The organism is Paenibacillus sp. WLX2291 (assembly GCF_046603665.1).
Taxonomy (GTDB): Bacteria; Bacillota; Bacilli; order Paenibacillales; family Paenibacillaceae; genus Saccharibacillus.
The window spans coordinates 3,345,058-3,361,453 of the sequence record NZ_CP176755.1; the positions used below are offsets into that span (position 1 = coordinate 3,345,058).

Here is a 16,396-nt window from a genome sequence, read left to right on the forward strand (position 1 = left end):
TTTTCACGTTCCATTAGACACTTTTTCACGTAATACAAAATTTTGTTTCAGTGTACATCGGACGTTTCTTCAAATAGTAGAAGTGAAAAACCTGACACCTGTCTGCCCTATTGCTATGGTATGATGCAGAGGTTGTGAACACATTTCCGGTCGATTGTATAAAAGGAGACCAGATGAGAAATCGCGGGATTACATTTAAGCTGTTTATTATTACGGTGATTGTATTTGCCTGCTTTTACGGCATGGTGATGCTATCCCAATTGCTCTTTTTCAATCAATTTTACGAAACGTATAAAATGAAGCAGGTCGAGCGTAATGTCCAGCAGCTCGCTGACAGCTATGTGACCGAATCACAGGACAGTCATCTGCTGGCGCGCAATGCGATTCGATTCATGGAACGTAACAAAAGTCAGCTGGCGATCGTCGATCTAAATGGCAGCTTTATGCTGAATGATACGTACCAGTTAAGCATTAACGAAACATACCATCTGGTATTAAAACAAAAGGATGGCAAAGAACTGTTCGTACCGTTATCGCTCATGATTAGCGCATATGGCGGCGAATTACGACGAGCAGGCATCAAAACTGGCGATCAACTGACCATTTATGGCACCATACAGCAGCCATCAGGTAATCAGCCCTATACACTGCTCACACCGGAGCAAATCCGCAAAACCGGCATCCCGACCATCGGAGATAATCAGGATAACACGCTGATTCAGCGGACTGGCATCGTGGAAGATCTGGTGGTGCCGGATATGACTAGCTGGCGTTTAAGTCAAGGGTTGTTAATGCAAGCCATCTATGAGGAATTCCCGTTATCCACCGCGCAAAAGGATACCTTGCGACACATGCAGGAGCTGCAATACGGTTGGAGCGATTCATGGAGTGGTGCCAACAATCTGATTACGATGCACCCGTTGGAAAAGAACGGCAAGCTGCAAATCATGTTTGTGCTCACCTCCATTCAGGAGATTAGCGATACGAATGAAGCATTGCGCTGGTTTTATCTGTATCTCGGTATTGGCGGCTTTGTTCTGCTACTAATTCTGTCACTATTCTTCTCACGGATGGTGACGCGTCCGTTAATTGCACTGAATGAAATGGCAAAACGGATGGTCAAGCTGGATTTCCGCAATGTTGCGCCTCCACTGCGTCAACAGGATGAGCTGGGCGGGCTGGCACGCAGCATGCACACGATGTCTCACAATCTGGATCAGGCATTGCAAGAATTGCAGGGCGCCAATCAGCAATTGCAGCAGGATATGGAGCGTAAACAGCAATTGGAGCAGATCCAACAAGCCTTTTTCGCCAACGCTTCGCATGAATTGAAGACACCGCTCAGCATTATCAAGAGCTTTGCCGAAGGATTGCAGGATGGCGTAAATGTGAGCAAAACCGGGCATTACGTCAATGTCATCGTCGAAGAAGCTGACAAGATGGAGATGCTGATCAAGGATATGCTGGATCTAGCACGACTTGAATCGGGAACGATTCAACTGCATTACCGCTCTTTTATGCTGAGTGAACTGTCTGAAAAGGTCGCTGACAAACTGATCTATTCGTTACAAGAACGCGGACTGAATATGATGATCACCCCTATTAATGAGCGTCCGGTATATGCCGATCCCGAATGGATTGAGCAGGTTCTGCGCAATCTGATCGTTAATGCAATTCGCCACGCAGAGGAGCAAAGCTTGATTCGGATTGAAATCGAGAGTAACCTGCATTCCACCATCTTGCATGTTGATAACAAAGGCTTACGCCTGAGCGATGAGCAGTTGCACCAAATCTGGGAACGATTTTATCGTGGAGAGAATGTACCACGCAGCCGCAACAAGGGCGGTACCGGACTTGGATTGCCGATTGCAAGCCAGATTCTTGATCTGCATAGCTGTCGGTACACGGTAAGCAATCTGGAAGATGGTGTACGCTTTTCGATTATGTTTGACGACCGATCTGCGCAAGCAACCGAAACGATAGAAGGAGTATGACGATGGCAGGAACTGTATTGCTGGTAGAGGATGAATTGCGTATCCGTGAAGTCATTGCTGATTATTTTGCCGGGGATGGCTGGAATATTGTCGAGGCAGAACATGGCGAGGAAGCGCTGGATTTATTTGATACGGTTCACCCTGATCTGATCATTCTGGATATTATGATGCCGCATATGGATGGCTTCGAAGTATGCCGTCATATTCGTGCATGCTCCGGTGTGCCGATCATTTTGCTGACGGCGCGCTCTGGGGATCACGACAAAGTTCAGGGCTTTGAGCTGGGTGCAGATGACTACGTTACCAAGCCTTTCAGTCCAAAAGTACTGCTGGCACGGGCTAATTCTCTCATGAAACGGGTAATGGATAATTATGAGCCTCAAGGCTACCGTCTAACTTTCGGCAAAGCGGCGCTCAATACGTTGACACGGCGGCTGGAGCTGGATGGTCTGCCGATTGAATTAACTCCCAAGGAATATGAGTTACTATTATTGCTAATCCGTAACAAACATCGCGTCATCTCGCGCGATATGATTCTGGATCGAGTGTGGGGCGCAGAGTTTGAAGGTGAATCTCGTGTTGTCGATTCTCATATTAAAAAGCTGCGTGCCAAATTAGGCACACAATCCGGTCATATTCGTACGATGATCGGTGTCGGCTATCAATTTGAACTGTAATGAGCACTTGTCGCGTATAACTAGTATAGAGACAACATTCACATCATGGATCTGCGACGTCAACGTCGGGAAAGGACATATTTTATGATCAAATGGAACTTTATCCCCTCTTTATTTACAGTGCTGAATCTGGCAGCTGGTGCGACCTCGCTGTTGCTGACGATTCAGGGACATTACAGGATCGCGCTGCTGATGATTCTCGCTGCTGCAATCTTTGACGTATTGGATGGTTTGATTGCACGTCTGCTGAATTGTCCAAGCGAATTTGGCAAGCAGTTGGATTCGTTAGCAGATCTCATCTCATTCGGGGCGGCTCCGGCGTTTCTCGTATTATTCGACCAGCTAGACGGCTCGCATGGACCGGCTTCGGTAGCAGCAGTGTTATTCATTATCTGCGGTGCACTACGTCTGGCACGGTTTAATATTTCCGGCTCCAATGATGGCTTTACCGGTATGCCAATTACGGCGGCAGGTACGCTGTTATCGCTCGTTTCGCTGACTGACAATATGCTACGTCCCGTATTTATCGTCATTCTGATGATTGTGCTATCTCTGTTGATGATCAGCCGGGTTCCGTTTCCATCCTTCAAAAATCGCATGGTCAGGAAGTGATGCACGTTGGAATATGCTGTTGAATATATTGGCAGATACGGATATATCGCAATCTCCGCCCTGCTCGCGCTAGGTATTGTGGGACTGCCTATACCGGACGAGATGCTGATGATTCTGGTCGGCTATCTCGCTTCTACCAAGGTGCTTCATTTTCCACTCGTATTGATCTTCAGCTTTATCGGCTCGGTCGGTGGCATGACGATCAGCTATTGGGTCGGTCGTAAGCTTGGGCTGGCGATTCTGCTGCGCTATGGCAAATGGATCGGATTAACACCGAAACGGTATGATCGTGTAAGGCACTGGTTTCAGCGGTACGGTCGCTGGACGGTGTTATTCTCCTATTTTATCCCTGGTGTGCGTCATGCCGCTGGTTATATTTCCGGTATTAGCGCCATGCCTTTTCGTCAGTATGTATTGATCTGTATGGCAGGTGCCGTGATCTGGACAGTCATCTTCGTCTCCATCGGCTACTTTGCTGGAGCCCATTTTCTTCATCATCCCCCGCGAATGTAAATATACCGCCGGACAGCGTGCATTAATGCCAGCTGCCGACGGTATATTTTTTTTTGCGGCGTAAATGACGTTTGAATGATCCTTCCGCTTTGCGTAGAGCGAGTGTTCGCCGGATTCCCTGCATCATCAGTTTGTAACGCCATTCATCATTATGATTGATCAAATGCAATTCTTGTAAAAAATAAGCGTCCATGGGGATCACTCCAGTTCTCATGATCTGTGGTGATCCCAGTATAGACCCATAATATGAACAACAGATGTAGATCGGCTGAAAGAAAGCTTAAAACGCAGCGGATATCTTACTATCTATTTGCCTTGCCGAACTGGCGCATCTGCGCAATATTGCGCAAGGTATGGAGTAGCTTGTTATGACAATATCACCCTTTGCTACCCCTACTGCCCTTATTGCTTCCACTGTATCTATTGTCGCTTTTGCTTCTACTGCCTCTAGTGTCATTACTACTTCTTCTATGCTTGCCAATCCAGCCCATCTAAAAATTCGGCAATATCAGCAAATACCTGCTCCTGCTCTACATCCATCGGCAAAATATGCCCGGAACGTGGATACCATTTTAACTCCTTTTGCGCCGAACCGATCTTCTCATAAATCTCCTTCGCACTTTGCTGATACAACTCGTCATCCTGCTCGCCCTGCATAATGAGTGCCGGTGCGCTAATACGTGCCAGTCGTCCTGCTGTCGAGCTGATCAACTGACGCAGTTGCTCCAGATGAGTCAGCGGCTCTGTTGCCAGCTGTTCAAGACGCGCAGCAATCATGCTCTCATCCTTCGTTTGCAGGGATTCGTACCAGCGCGCATAGCTCAATACCCGGTGCAAAATATCAGCGGTATCCTTCTCCTGCACCGGCGCGCTCATCGATACAACTGCCTTCACTGGAAACAAAGTGCCCGTGCGCAATGTGAATACCCCACCTAGCGATACGCCAGCAACAGCAATTTCTTCATATCCCTGACTGATAAGCAGATCGTAGCCGTCAACCACACTTTGCCACCATGCGGCAGGGCGTGTGTGCAGCAATTGTTCCGGTGCGCCGCCATGTCCGGCAAATAGTGGTGCATGACAGGTGTACCCTTTTTCATGCAAATAACGACCCAATCGGCGTACATGCATCGTGGTGCCGGTATATCCGTGTAGCAGCAGAACTGCTCTCTGATCGCCAGTATACGTAAATGACTCCGGTGCAACCATCTTCATCTCGAATCTCTCCACTTCCGTTTTACTTTTCTCTATTCATTTAGCATATCGACTATCTATATTGCCTGTCAAAGTAAGCTTATTGAACCCTCGCGCAACTAGTAACACCATCACCAAGAATACCATAATTGATCCAACTGCGCCCAGCGGTCTGAACTAGGATGATATCGGATGAATCCCTTTCCCTGCGAACTGGATAGGATTGCTTATTTTGATGACTCATTGATTACAGCATAAAATGGATATAAGCATATCCAATCCAGAACGGGAATAGTTCGGACGACCATTGACGAAACGAATGTTTTGGCGGATGATGGCTAAGGCGGCTTGTATGTCAGATGCCGCCTCATCTATCTACATATCAAGGAGTGTGAGTGTTGATGAAATACCGCAATCTGGGCAATACGGGTTTGAAAGTTAGTGAAATCTCGCTAGGCAGCTGGTTGACTTACGGTACAGCCGCTGAACAACACGCAGCCGATCTGTGTATCCGCACTGCGTTTGAAACGGGAATTAATTTTTTCGATACGGCAAACGCTTACAATCGAGGTGAAGGCGAAAAAGCAATAGGTGCCGCGTTAGCAAGTTACGAGCGTTCCAGCTATGTGCTGAGTACGAAGGTCTTTTTCCCGATGGGCGATGGACCGAATGATCGCGGACTGTCACGCAAACATATTATCGAGCAATGTGAAGCCAGTCTGAAGCGACTGGGCACCGACTATATCGATATTTATTTCTGTCACCGCTTTGATCAAGAGACACCGACCGAAGAAACGCTACGCGCACTCGACGATCTGACTGCACAGGGTAAAATTCTGTATGCGGCTGTCAGCGAATGGTCAGCTGCTCAGATTACCGAAGCTGCTGCGATCGGGGAGCGGTTGCGTCTGCGCCCATTAGCAGCGAATCAGCCAATCTACAATCTGTTCGAACGTTATATCGAGCAGGAAGTGTTGCCGGTATCGCAGCAATATGGTCTAGGTCAAGTCGTCTTCTCTCCACTGGCGCAAGGCGTATTGACTGGTAAATACAAGCCGGGTCAAGCACCTGCCTCTGGCACGCGTGCAGCGGACGATTCGGTCAATCAAGTCATTCGCAGTTATTTCCGTGACGATGTGCTTGGCGTCGTGGCAGAACTGAACGATCTGGCTGCCAATATGGATATGACACTGTCGCAACTTGCACTGGCATGGGTTCTTCGTCAACCGGGCGTCAGCTCTGCTATTATTGGCGCTAGCAAACCGCAGCAGATTCATGAAAATGTAGAAGCGGTAAATATAACATTGAACACGGAAACGCTAGAACAGATCGATAGCATCATGGAGAAGATCAGCGATTTCGCACCGATGCGCTAACTGACAGTCAAGTGAGCGGCGCGGAAAGGAGATGACATGATGAAGCTTGTCTTAAACGGTGTAACGATTGAAGCGGTACAGGGCGATATTACGCGTGAAGCGGTTGACGCTATTGTGAATGCCGCCAACTCTAGTCTGCTTGGTGGTGGCGGTGTGGACGGCGCGATTCATCGTGCAGGTGGTGCAGCGATTTTGGAAGATTGTTACCGTATTCGCGACCGTCAGGGTGGCTGTCCGACTGGTGAAGCGGTGATCACCACCGCAGGCGATTTGCCGTCACAGCATGTGATTCATACGGTCGGTCCGGTTTGGAACGGGGGCGATCAGCTAGAACCAGATTTGCTGCGCAACTGCTACATGCACTCTCTGCAACTAGCGGATGAATATGAACTGAACAGCATCTCGTTTCCCAACATCAGCACAGGCATCTACGGTTATCCCAAACCCGAAGCCGCTGCAATCGCCGTAAAAGTCATTCAGCAATACGCGGAAACTGGCAATGGTACTGTGACTCATATCCGTTTTGTTTGCTTTGATCATGACAATTTGGCGTTGTATGAGCAGCAATTGGATTCATTGAATGACGAGCCTGACGAGTCGAAATAAATGTACATGTTTGCAAGAACAAAGTGAATGAAACTCATGAGTATTATAATAGTGAGTGTGAATACACAGAAGGAGATTATCCGGTAATCGGGTGATCTCCTTTTTAAATATATGGACGATATTAACTGCTAACTATGTACACCAGTTCTTCTTAGACCTGAATCAAACTTTGCACGAGAATATATACCCATCTAAATTATGGGTATAGTTGTATAAAAGAAGGATTTTGTAATAAGCAATGAGCGCTTTATATTGTTCATTTCCATCAAAGGAGTGTGTAGTCGATGATCCAACCATTTCAAATTTCCATCCCTCAACAGCAATTGGACGATCTGAAGCAGCGACTAGAACAGGCAAAATTGCCAAGTCCGCAAACGGACGAGCCTTGGAAGCTAGGGGCGGATCAGACGTTTATTCACAAGCTCATCACGTACTGGCAACAGGAATATGACTGGCGCAAACAGGAACAATTTCTAAATCAATTTCCGCAATACATCGCCCAGATCGACGGCTTTGCTATTCATTTTCTGCATATTAAGGGTGAGCGAGATGATGCTACTCCGCTGCTGGTTACACACGGATGGCCGGGTTCGTTTATTGAACATGTTGGTTTGATTCCGTATTTGACTCAGCCTTCGCAGCATGGTGGCACAGCGGATCAGGCGTTTGATGTGATCATTCCGTCGTTACCGGGCTTTGGCTTCTCTAGTGTGCCGAACGAATCCGGTACGCACGCGCAGAAAGTTGCCCACTTGTGGGCGCAGTTGATGGAGCAACTTGGCTATGAGCGCTATGTAGTTCAGGGCGGTGATATTGGCGCAATGGTATCGACTTGGATGTCGTTGCTGTATCCAGAGCGGGTGCAAGGATTGCATCTAAACTTTATCCCGACTAGCTACCAGCCACCACTGGAAGATAATGATCCGCCGCTGACAGTGGCAGAGCAGCGCTATTTGGAAGAAGCACAGCAATTCATGATGCGAGAAGGTGCCTACGCTGCACTCCATCGCACCAAGCCCGAGACTATTGCTTTTGCACTCAGCGATTCACCGATTGGGCTAGCTGCATGGTTGGGCGAGAAATTTTATAGCTGGACGGATCATAATGGTAATGTGGAAGATGCTGTATCACTGGATACCTTGCTGACCAATATTTCCATCTACTGGTTTACTAATACCATTGCATCCTCCATGCGGATCTATGCAGAAGGCTCCAAGGTTCCACTAACGTTTACTACAGGCGAGAAATTGACCGTGCCGACTGGCGTTTCTGCTTTTCCCAAGGAATTGCTGTCGCCACCGCGTAGTTGGGCGGAACGTGCATTTCCTATCGTTCGTTGGGAACAATTGGAGCATGGCGGACACTTCGCCGCCTTGGAACAGCCACAGGTATTTGCAGAGCAGGTGCGGAATTTTGTGTATGATACGTTGAAAATATAACTATATCTGCCGCTCTCAAGCTATATTATTCGTTCCAACTTTCACTTTCACTTTCACTTTCACTTTCACTTTCACTAAAAGCAAAACCACATGCTGTATTTGAAACAGTTGTCGTGATCAATATTATCTTTCACCTGCAAAGGTTCAGGATATGTTGGATCGCGAATAACTGTCTCTCATAACAACATGTGGTTTTTTATTTTATATGCAGCTTTGCATATGCGTACTTAGAATATACTGCGCGGCGATAATAACATTACATAATAATACAGCTAACGATACAGGAAAAGGAACTGTACACACTCATATCATGCAACTGTTCTTAGATCATACAAACGTTCTTAGATCATACAACCGTTTTCTACACGCACCTCACACATCTACATGTAATCCTGCCCTATGATCCTACACCTATATCACTAGCTAGTATCGACTATATCGCAATAGCAAAGTACTGTAGCTACTCAACCTTCCAACAGATCATTCAGACAAAACGCACCATGATCACGCACACGTACCCGGAAAATGGAAGTACCCAGCGTATCCTTAATCGTCTGCTCATATGCTGCTGCATGTTCATTCGGCACTGCCGCCAGAATAACACCGGCGAATCCACCGCCATGCAGACGACATGCGCCGTCGCCGATACGTTGCAGGAATACTTCTGTAATTGCCAGTGCCACCGCTACGCTTTGATCATGATGATCTGAATCACGATAGCAGTTTTGCAGCCATTTCCAAGACGAGTTACCGGATGAAGTCAACAGCTTCAGGAAGCCTGCTACATCGTCACGGCGCAACGCTTCCACTTGCTGATCGACACGTCCATTTTCTTCTAAGAAGTGCATCGCGCGCAGTACTGCACGATCACCCGCTTGCTCACGCAGCGCTGGCAGATTGGCATATACTTGCTCCAGCGTAATATCGCGACATACTTCCGCACCTAACTGCTTCGCTACCGCAAACATCTCGTTTGGCACACTTGCATAATCTTCCGTCAGATCGGCATGGTTGCCGCCAGTGCTCACGATCAGCAGTGAATAGCCTTTTTCATAAAAATCATACGGCACTGCTTCAATTAACGGCTGTTGCGGATCAGCAAAATCAATCGCTACCAGTCCACCGTACGCACAGGACATCTGATCCAGCAGACCGGACGGCTTGTTCCAGTACCGATTTTCGGCATAACGTCCAATCTTGGATAATGCGACTGCATCCAGCTTGCCATCATTGTATAGCGTATTCAGAATCGCACCGATCAGCATTTCAAACGAAGCGGACGAGCTTAGACCTGAAGCCGACAACACGTTAGTCGTAATATACGCACGGAATCCGCCTACTTTGTACCCTTGTTGCACAAAGCCATCCACGATGCCTTTGACGAGAAGGATTGTAGCGTTTTCATTTTCTGTGGAACTCAGATCATTCAGATTCACTCGAAACTCGCCTTCGTATCCTTCCGATACGAATACGATCTCCTGTTGCTCGGTCGACGCTGCCGCAGCAATCGTATCCAAATGGATGCTGCCTGCCAGCACTTTGCCGTGATTGTGGTCAGTATGATTACCACCAATCTCAACTCGTCCAGATGCGCTGAACAGCTGAACCTGCTGCTCTCCAAAATGCTGCCCGAACTGCTCCAATAGCTGCTCATAGCGCTTCGTCTGCTCCGACAGCTCCTCTTCCCCATATAACTTCACCAGCAAATGCTGTACCGGCTGTTGCTGTACATAATCTGCCGCTTTGGATGTCAAAATACTCATCTTCATTTCCCCCTGCCCGCGTGTATGTATACGCTTCAATAATTGCATTCACATCTTCTATCATAGCGCGACTTGCTTCATACGGAAAGGATAAAATACGAATATTTACGGCAGGATTATAACCGTTTGTCCATCATGTTACGGTCTTGCTAATATACGGTCTTGCTATCACAAAAAAGCAGAAGCGCCATAATGGCAGCTTCTGCTGAATTGTACGATCAACGATATGCTATTGAAATGATACAACTCATCCTGTTCCTATCAACAAGCTGTACATTCATAAAACTATTGTACTAAGCAAGCGGCACCTATACTCCGCTTATTTGCCTGCGTTTGTCTCTTTGCGACTCAATTCGATAAATCGTTTGAGCAGCTGACGGATGTTGCGGAATGACTTCAGACGATAGTTGGCGCTAGTATGACCTGCACCGACTTTAATCGAGAACGAATCTTTGGGCATTTCGGTAAACAGATCCTCATCCGTATGATCGTCACCTACGCCGAAGATAAAGTCATAGTCTTTGCCTTGCAGCATCTGATGCGCGCCATGACCTTTGTTCATACGAGTGTCCTTGATCTCCAGCACTTTGTTGCCTTCGAGAATACCAAGGCTCATCGACTGAGTAATAGAAATGAGCGCTTCACGCAATTCATTGCGTTTTAACTCTGCCATTTCTGGCTCACTTTGTCTGTAGTGCCATGCAAGAGAGTATTCTTTTTCTTCGATCAGAGAACCCGGTGTGCGGTCGGTGTACATTTCGAGTACGTGACGCACCGATTCTTTCCAATCGTTGTCCACACTCATCGTCATCTTCCACTCGCCGCCCGGTTCGCGCAGCCACAGACCATGCGAAGCGATAATGTACAGATCGAGATCGCCTAGCCAGTTCTGCATTACATCGCGGTCACGACCGGTAATGATCACGACGGTATTGTTTGGATCTTCACACAACTCGGTCAGAATGGTACGCAGCTCTTCATCCGGTTTTGCCTGATCTGGCGTCGGTTTGAAACCAACCAGTGTACCGTCATAATCGAGGAACAGGACACGTTTTTGTGATTCCTTGTATGCTTTTTCTACAGCGGATGGCTCGGAACGAATATCAACAACGTCTTTCGTTTCCACTTGAGATTCTGCTGTATTTTTGAGAGCTTCGAGGAACTCGTCTGCCCAGAACTTCACGTTGTAACGCGAAATGCGGCGGTGCAGCATTTTGTTGCGCTCGATTTTCTCATGATCTGGCATATCCAGTGCAGTTTTGATACCAGCTGCGATTGCGCCATAGTCGTTAGCGTTTACGATTACCGCTTCGCCCAGCTCACTTGCAGCACCGGCTGTTTCACTCATTACCAGCATACCTTTGTAATCGCTACGTGCGGCGATATATTCCTTGGCAACGAGGTTCATGCCGTCGCGCAGTGGCGTAACGAGCAACACATCGCTATTCCGGTAAAAGGCAATCAGGTCTTCCTGACTGAATGTACGGAAGAAGAACCAGACTGGCATCCAGCTCAGTGTACCGAATTCACCATTGACGGAGCTGACCAGGCCTTCGATCTCATTTTTCAATTCGTCGTACGCTTCTACGCCAACGCGTGATGGAGCGACGATCAGATTGAGACGTACCTTTTCATGGTACTCTGGATATTTTTGCAGGAATTGACGGAACGCTTTGATGCGCTCAGGCAGTCCTTTTGTATAATCCAGACGGTCGACGGAAATGATATTTTGTACCGTTTTCGTGCTTTCGATAAAATCGCGTGCTTCGTTGGACAGATTGTCTGTACCAGACGATTTGGCGAAGAAATCGTAATCGATTCCCATTGGGAATGCTTCGACTTGCACGGAATACGTTTCGTAATTGATTTTGTACAGGTTATGTTCTTTGCCCAGCAGGCGGCGTACGCTGCTCAAGAAGTGGCGCACATAATCGTAAGTATGGAAGCCGATCAGATTGGCGCCAAGTAAGCCGCGCAAAATCTCTTCACGCCAGATCAGCAGGCGATAGATTTCAAAGGAAGGAAACGGAATATGCAGGAAGAATCCGATCTGCGTATCCGGGTACTTCTCACGAATCAACTGCGGCAACAGCATCAGCTGATAATCGTGAATCCAGATCGTATCATTCGGCTCAATAATATCGTCGATCGAATCGAAGAATTTCTGGTTCACGCGCTTGTACGCTTCCCACGTCTCTTCATTATATTCAGTCATATTCGTAAAATAGTGGAACAGCGGCCAGATCGTTTCGTTACAAAAGCCTTCATAATACTGTTCAATCTCATCATCTGATAAGAAGATAGGCAAACAGTTATATTGATCCTGAAGCTCCTGGTTGATCTCCTTCTGTTCGTCTTCATTCAGGTTGTCGCTCGCAATACCCGGCCAGCCGGCCCAAACGGTGTCGCCCTGCTCATGATAACTTTTCAAACCGGTAGCGAGACCACCGATACTTTTGCTGTATTGAAGTTCGGACTCGTTTTTTTTCACAGTTACAGGTAAACGGTTAGATACGAAAATAATTTTGCTCATTGAATCCCCTCTCCTAATCAACAAAGTATAATTTGCATGTGTATGAGAACGTGAATGAAAGATCCTGCAAATCAGCTTGATTTTAAAACAACCGATGCGCTGATGGGTCATACCGGAATTACCCTTTTTTTCGGATTTCGACACATTTACTATGTAGTAACCTTATTGTGTAACAGACATGAATGTTGATTTGACAAGGCTTTTCGTCCAAATTAGCTACCAGGCATATGTATATTAAAAATAGGATTGTATCGATATTTTGACTATAAACCGTAAGAAAACAATGATGAATATTTTCATATTAACTACATCTGTATTGTGTATTATTGAACGATTTGAACGTTATTCTTGCTCATATACCTTCCTTCTCGCCTGCATCCATCGACTGTATGGTTCCGCTGCCTCAAGCAAGTATCATAATCAAAACAAGCCGGATAACGATAGCGTTCGTTATCCGGCTTACTTCTATATACATATACTCATTCGATACATACGGTAATTCATAATACACGGGGTGAAGCGCTAGATTGCAGTTCTTTCTACCGATTGCAGCTTTTTCTACTTACTCCATGCAATCTTACTGCTTATCCAGTACCAGTTCCAGTTGAACATTGATGTCGTTCTCTGTACTCATTACAACAGAGTGCGGGTTCGTCATACCGAAGTCGGCAAATGTAACAGTCGTTGTACCGGACAGCAGCAGTTGACCGTCTTGATATACGCCTTTCATATCAAATGTCGCTTCTTTTTCTACACCTTTTACTGTCAGTGTACCGGTCATTTTGAATTCATTGGTAGCACCAGATGCCCATTCAGTCGGTACATTTTCAAATGAAGTTGCTTTGAACGTTGCGTTCGGGAATTGGCTCACATCGAAGAAGTCTGCTTCTTGTACGTGACCGTCACGTTGAGAGTTACCAGAATCGATCGCGCTCATGTCGATCTGACCTTCACCTGTCATCTGAGATGTATCATCCACGTTCACGTTCCATGCACCACTTACTTTGTTATCTACAAAGTTAACTGTCTCTTGCGAAGTCGTTACAGAGAAGTATACTTTGGACGTCGACTCATTGATCGCCCAGTTCCCGTTCAGCTCGCTGCCGGTTACGCTCTCTCCTGTCGTTGCAGATGTTGATCCTTCTGCTGATGTACTTTCTGTTGGTACGACACTTTCGATCGCTACATTGTTACCCATGTAACTTTTCAGGAACGTATAGCCCCCTACTCCTGCGATTACAACAATGACTGCAATGGCGATTAACCAGTTCCTTGTCTTTTTATTCATGTGTGATTCTCTCCTTTGATTTCTTTGATATGCACAGTATACAAAGTCAATATGTCGAGAACATGTCCAAATGAATGATTTATTTATTTTTTTTACATAGTAGATTGTTTGGTTTTCCTGCTATATAATGCAATCAATCCACGGTTTATATTGCCGCTGGATTTGTTGCGCCTGTACAATAGAAGCAAGCTGATGAACAGATAGCATGTTGTATCTTCATCTGCTAACACAGGTCATATTACCGGAGAGTTTTTCGTTACTCTGGCAAGGAGCCGCTGATATAGATGAATCTGATTTTGATTGTCGAAGACGAACCGGGAATTGCCCGCGTCTTATCCGCTTATTTAAAAAAGGCAAGCTTTGAGGTCATTCATGCTGCCGACGGTATTACCGCACTGGAATTATTCAAGCAGCACCAACCTGCACTCGTCGTATTGGATGTGATGTTACCCGGCATGGATGGCTGGGAACTGTTGCAGCTCATTCGCGAACAAGGCGCATGCCCAGTCATTATGCTTACCGCCCGCGATGGCATCGAAGATCGCCTTAGCGGTTTGGACGGTGGTGCCGATGATTATATGACCAAGCCGTTTATACCGGAAGAGGTAGTTGCGCGGGTCAATGCGGTATTGCGCCGCCGACCGTATGTGAATGATCGCAACAGCAAGCGTCATTTTGGCAATCTCGTTATTGATTATGCTGCCAAATGCGTCTACCTGAACGGCGCTGAGGTTGGTCTCAGTCCGCGCGATCTGTCACTGCTGTTATTTCTGTCTGAATATCCAAACCGTACGTTTACACGCGATCATCTGATTGAACAGGTGTGGGGCATGGATTACGAAGGTAGTGATCGTGCCGTCGATCTATCGGTCAAACGATTACGCCAGCTGCTCTGTAACTGGTCTTCTGATGTGGGCGAGATTCGTACGTTACGAGGAATGGGGTATCAATTTTGGATCAGCGAGTAAAACCGAAACGAACCGTCTCGATGCTGTCTTACTGGACGATCCGTTACTTTATCATTCTATGTATCGGATTCGGGATTATCGCGCTTGCCGCTATCTATTGGGTGCGCGATACGACAATGGATAACCGGATTCGGACGGCTGGGCTGCTCGGTCAAGAGGTTGCTGACCGCGTGACTACATCGTCAGGCGAGATCAACGTTCCGCCCAATCTGGATTATATTATCAAAAATCGACTGCGTTTCTTTAATATCGACGATGGCACTTGTCTGATCATTACCGACAAGCAGGGCAATCTAATGTTCTCGCGTCCGGCAATTACCGAGAAGCAAATGTATAACAAACTGTCAGACGATCTCAGTCAGGCACGCGATGAGCGCTTTATGGCGATCAACACACCGATTGACAATAGCAGCAATCAGCAGATTGGTCAGGTTAGCATTTTACAATCCAAAAAATCGCTAACTTACAGTCCCAAAGAGCTGACATTCATTTTCGTGCTGCTCGGTATGCTCATTCTAGCAGGCTGGCTCACCATCTATCTGCTCTCGCGCAAGCTGGCACGTCCATTAGGTGGAGTCGCCGAGGCTGCACAGCAGATTTGTGCAGGCAATTACGACGTCAAGCTAAACATTCACACACGGGAAAAAGAGATTCAGGAGCTCGTCTCTTCCTTTGAAGAAATGGCGCAGCGTCTTAAACATCTGGAAGAATGGCGTGCCCTCTCGCTCGCTGGTGTCACACATGAGTTGAAAACGCCCGTCACGTCGATCAAAGGTCTGATGATGGCAGTACGCGATGATGTCGTATCTGGCGAGGAAGCGCACGAGTTTCTGGACATTGCACTCAAAGAATCGGATCGTATGGAGCGCATGGTTGCCGATCTGCTCGATTATAATGCCTTCGCCTCCGGCAGTGTCGAGGTGCGCCGCGATAAATTGGATCTGCAATTACTAATCCGCGAAGTTGCTCATCAATGGAAACTGACACATGAAATGCACGAGATCGACATTCAGCTGGATCTGCCGACAGAGCCGATGTACACTACTGGCGATTCGCTACGTATTCAGCAAATTATCGTCAATCTGCTGAACAATGGCTTGCAGGCTGCCGATCAGTCTAGCTGCATCCGCTTCACGATTCGTATGTTTGCCGATAACGATCTATTGCAAGTGGAAGTAACAGACAACGGCTCCGGGGTAGCACCGGAAGATCAATATCATATTTTCGAACGATTTTACCGTGGGGAAAAGAAAAAGCGTAGCGTACGCGGTCTGGGTCTCGGTCTGACATACAGCCAACTGCTTGCACGCGCACAAGGCGGCGAACTACTACTACGCCGCAGTTCACCAGCAGGCAGTACCTTTGCATTGGAATTGCCACGATGAGCCTATAACAGAATGAGTCTATACAATAATGCAAAAGATGAGTCTATG

14 protein-coding genes are annotated in these 16,396 nt (G+C 47.0%); 9 read left to right on the forward strand and 5 right to left on the reverse strand.

What is annotated here, in order from left to right; translation table 11 throughout:
• Nucleotides 1-173: 173 nt before the first annotated feature.
• The 4 genes from ACDE64_RS14235 to ACDE64_RS14250 all read left to right on the forward strand — a co-directional run bounded on the left by ACDE64_RS14235 (nucleotide 174) and on the right by ACDE64_RS14250 (nucleotide 3,796).
• Nucleotides 174-1,994: a sensor histidine kinase gene (locus ACDE64_RS14235; protein ID WP_411347261.1), complete on the forward strand. Its 1,821-nt coding sequence runs from the start codon at nucleotides 174-176 to the stop codon at nucleotides 1,992-1,994.
• 2 nt (nucleotides 1,995-1,996) lie between these two features.
• Nucleotides 1,997-2,671, forward strand: coding sequence for a response regulator transcription factor (locus tag ACDE64_RS14240; RefSeq protein ID WP_411342806.1), 675 nt, complete (start codon nucleotides 1,997-1,999; stop codon nucleotides 2,669-2,671).
• Between the two features lie 84 nt (nucleotides 2,672-2,755).
• On the forward strand, nucleotides 2,756-3,283 hold the full coding sequence (gene pssA / locus ACDE64_RS14245; RefSeq protein ID WP_411342807.1) for a CDP-diacylglycerol--serine O-phosphatidyltransferase: 528 nt from the start codon (nucleotides 2,756-2,758) through the stop codon (nucleotides 3,281-3,283).
• 6 nt (nucleotides 3,284-3,289) lie between these two features.
• Nucleotides 3,290-3,796, forward strand: coding sequence for a DedA family protein (locus ACDE64_RS14250; protein WP_411342808.1), 507 nt, complete (start codon nucleotides 3,290-3,292; stop codon nucleotides 3,794-3,796).
• A 22-nt stretch (nucleotides 3,797-3,818) separates the two neighbouring features.
• Here ACDE64_RS14250 and ACDE64_RS14255 read toward each other — a convergent pair whose 3' ends face one another.
• Together ACDE64_RS14255 and ACDE64_RS14260 are read right to left on the reverse strand one after the other, a co-directional pair.
• Nucleotides 3,819-3,989, reverse strand: coding sequence for a hypothetical protein (locus ACDE64_RS14255; protein WP_411342809.1), 171 nt, complete (start codon nucleotides 3,987-3,989; stop codon nucleotides 3,819-3,821).
• Nucleotides 3,990-4,264: 275 nt separating this feature from the next.
• A complete protein-coding gene (locus ACDE64_RS14260; protein ID WP_411347262.1) occupies nucleotides 4,265-5,011 on the reverse strand; it encodes an alpha/beta hydrolase in 747 nt (248 codons plus the stop codon).
• 380 nt (nucleotides 5,012-5,391) lie between these two features.
• Between ACDE64_RS14260 and ACDE64_RS14265 the strand changes: the two genes are divergently transcribed.
• The 3 genes from ACDE64_RS14265 to ACDE64_RS14275 all read left to right on the forward strand — a co-directional run bounded on the left by ACDE64_RS14265 (nucleotide 5,392) and on the right by ACDE64_RS14275 (nucleotide 8,411).
• Nucleotides 5,392-6,366, forward strand: coding sequence for an aldo/keto reductase family protein (locus ACDE64_RS14265; protein WP_411350298.1), 975 nt, complete (start codon nucleotides 5,392-5,394; stop codon nucleotides 6,364-6,366).
• A gap of 39 nt (nucleotides 6,367-6,405) precedes the next feature.
• Nucleotides 6,406-6,972, forward strand: coding sequence for an O-acetyl-ADP-ribose deacetylase (locus tag ACDE64_RS14270; protein ID WP_411350299.1), 567 nt, complete (start codon nucleotides 6,406-6,408; stop codon nucleotides 6,970-6,972).
• 284 nt (nucleotides 6,973-7,256) lie between these two features.
• A complete protein-coding gene (locus tag ACDE64_RS14275) occupies nucleotides 7,257-8,411 on the forward strand; it encodes an epoxide hydrolase family protein (RefSeq protein WP_411347263.1) in 1,155 nt (384 codons plus the stop codon).
• A 464-nt stretch (nucleotides 8,412-8,875) separates the two neighbouring features.
• Here the strand turns inward: ACDE64_RS14275 and ACDE64_RS14280 are convergent, their stop codons facing one another.
• From ACDE64_RS14280 to ACDE64_RS14290, 3 genes are all read right to left on the reverse strand, one after another.
• Nucleotides 8,876-10,174: a galactokinase gene (locus tag ACDE64_RS14280; protein ID WP_411347264.1), complete on the reverse strand. Its 1,299-nt coding sequence runs from the start codon at nucleotides 10,172-10,174 to the stop codon at nucleotides 8,876-8,878.
• Between the two features lie 319 nt (nucleotides 10,175-10,493).
• Complete coding sequence (locus tag ACDE64_RS14285) at nucleotides 10,494-12,707, reverse strand: bifunctional alpha,alpha-trehalose-phosphate synthase (UDP-forming)/trehalose-phosphatase (protein WP_411342815.1); 2,214 nt, start codon at nucleotides 12,705-12,707, stop codon at nucleotides 10,494-10,496.
• A 577-nt stretch (nucleotides 12,708-13,284) separates the two neighbouring features.
• On the reverse strand, nucleotides 13,285-13,995 hold the full coding sequence (locus ACDE64_RS14290) for a YceI family protein (RefSeq protein WP_411342816.1): 711 nt from the start codon (nucleotides 13,993-13,995) through the stop codon (nucleotides 13,285-13,287).
• A gap of 284 nt (nucleotides 13,996-14,279) precedes the next feature.
• On the opposite strand from ACDE64_RS14290, the gene ACDE64_RS14295 reads away from it, so the two are divergent.
• Together ACDE64_RS14295 and ACDE64_RS14300 are read left to right on the forward strand one after the other, a co-directional pair.
• Entirely contained in the window at nucleotides 14,280-14,963 is a 684-nt protein-coding gene (locus ACDE64_RS14295; protein ID WP_411347265.1) for a response regulator transcription factor, read from the forward strand.
• Complete coding sequence (locus ACDE64_RS14300) at nucleotides 14,948-16,348, forward strand: ATP-binding protein (protein WP_411347266.1); 1,401 nt, start codon at nucleotides 14,948-14,950, stop codon at nucleotides 16,346-16,348. Before ACDE64_RS14295 ends, ACDE64_RS14300 begins: the two co-directional genes overlap by 16 nt.
• Nucleotides 16,349-16,396 lie beyond the last annotated feature (48 nt).

Coding starts and splice junctions, on each gene's coding strand:
- ACDE64_RS14235 (WP_411347261.1), top strand. CDS start 174: ATGAGAAATCGCGGGATTACATTTAAGCTGTTTATTATTACGGTGATT.
- ACDE64_RS14240 (WP_411342806.1), top strand. CDS start 1,997: ATGGCAGGAACTGTATTGCTGGTAGAGGATGAATTGCGTATCCGTGAA.
- pssA (WP_411342807.1), top strand. CDS start 2,756: ATGATCAAATGGAACTTTATCCCCTCTTTATTTACAGTGCTGAATCTG.
- ACDE64_RS14255 (WP_411342809.1), bottom strand. CDS start 3,989: ATGGACGCTTATTTTTTACAAGAATTGCATTTGATCAATCATAATGAT.
- ACDE64_RS14260 (WP_411347262.1), bottom strand. CDS start 5,011: ATGAAGATGGTTGCACCGGAGTCATTTACGTATACTGGCGATCAGAGA.
- ACDE64_RS14265 (WP_411350298.1), top strand. CDS start 5,392: ATGAAATACCGCAATCTGGGCAATACGGGTTTGAAAGTTAGTGAAATC.
- ACDE64_RS14270 (WP_411350299.1), top strand. CDS start 6,406: ATGAAGCTTGTCTTAAACGGTGTAACGATTGAAGCGGTACAGGGCGAT.
- ACDE64_RS14275 (WP_411347263.1), top strand. CDS start 7,257: ATGATCCAACCATTTCAAATTTCCATCCCTCAACAGCAATTGGACGAT.
- ACDE64_RS14280 (WP_411347264.1), bottom strand. CDS start 10,174: ATGAGTATTTTGACATCCAAAGCGGCAGATTATGTACAGCAACAGCCG.
- ACDE64_RS14285 (WP_411342815.1), bottom strand. CDS start 12,707: ATGAGCAAAATTATTTTCGTATCTAACCGTTTACCTGTAACTGTGAAA.
- ACDE64_RS14290 (WP_411342816.1), bottom strand. CDS start 13,995: ATGAATAAAAAGACAAGGAACTGGTTAATCGCCATTGCAGTCATTGTT.
- ACDE64_RS14295 (WP_411347265.1), top strand. CDS start 14,280: ATGAATCTGATTTTGATTGTCGAAGACGAACCGGGAATTGCCCGCGTC.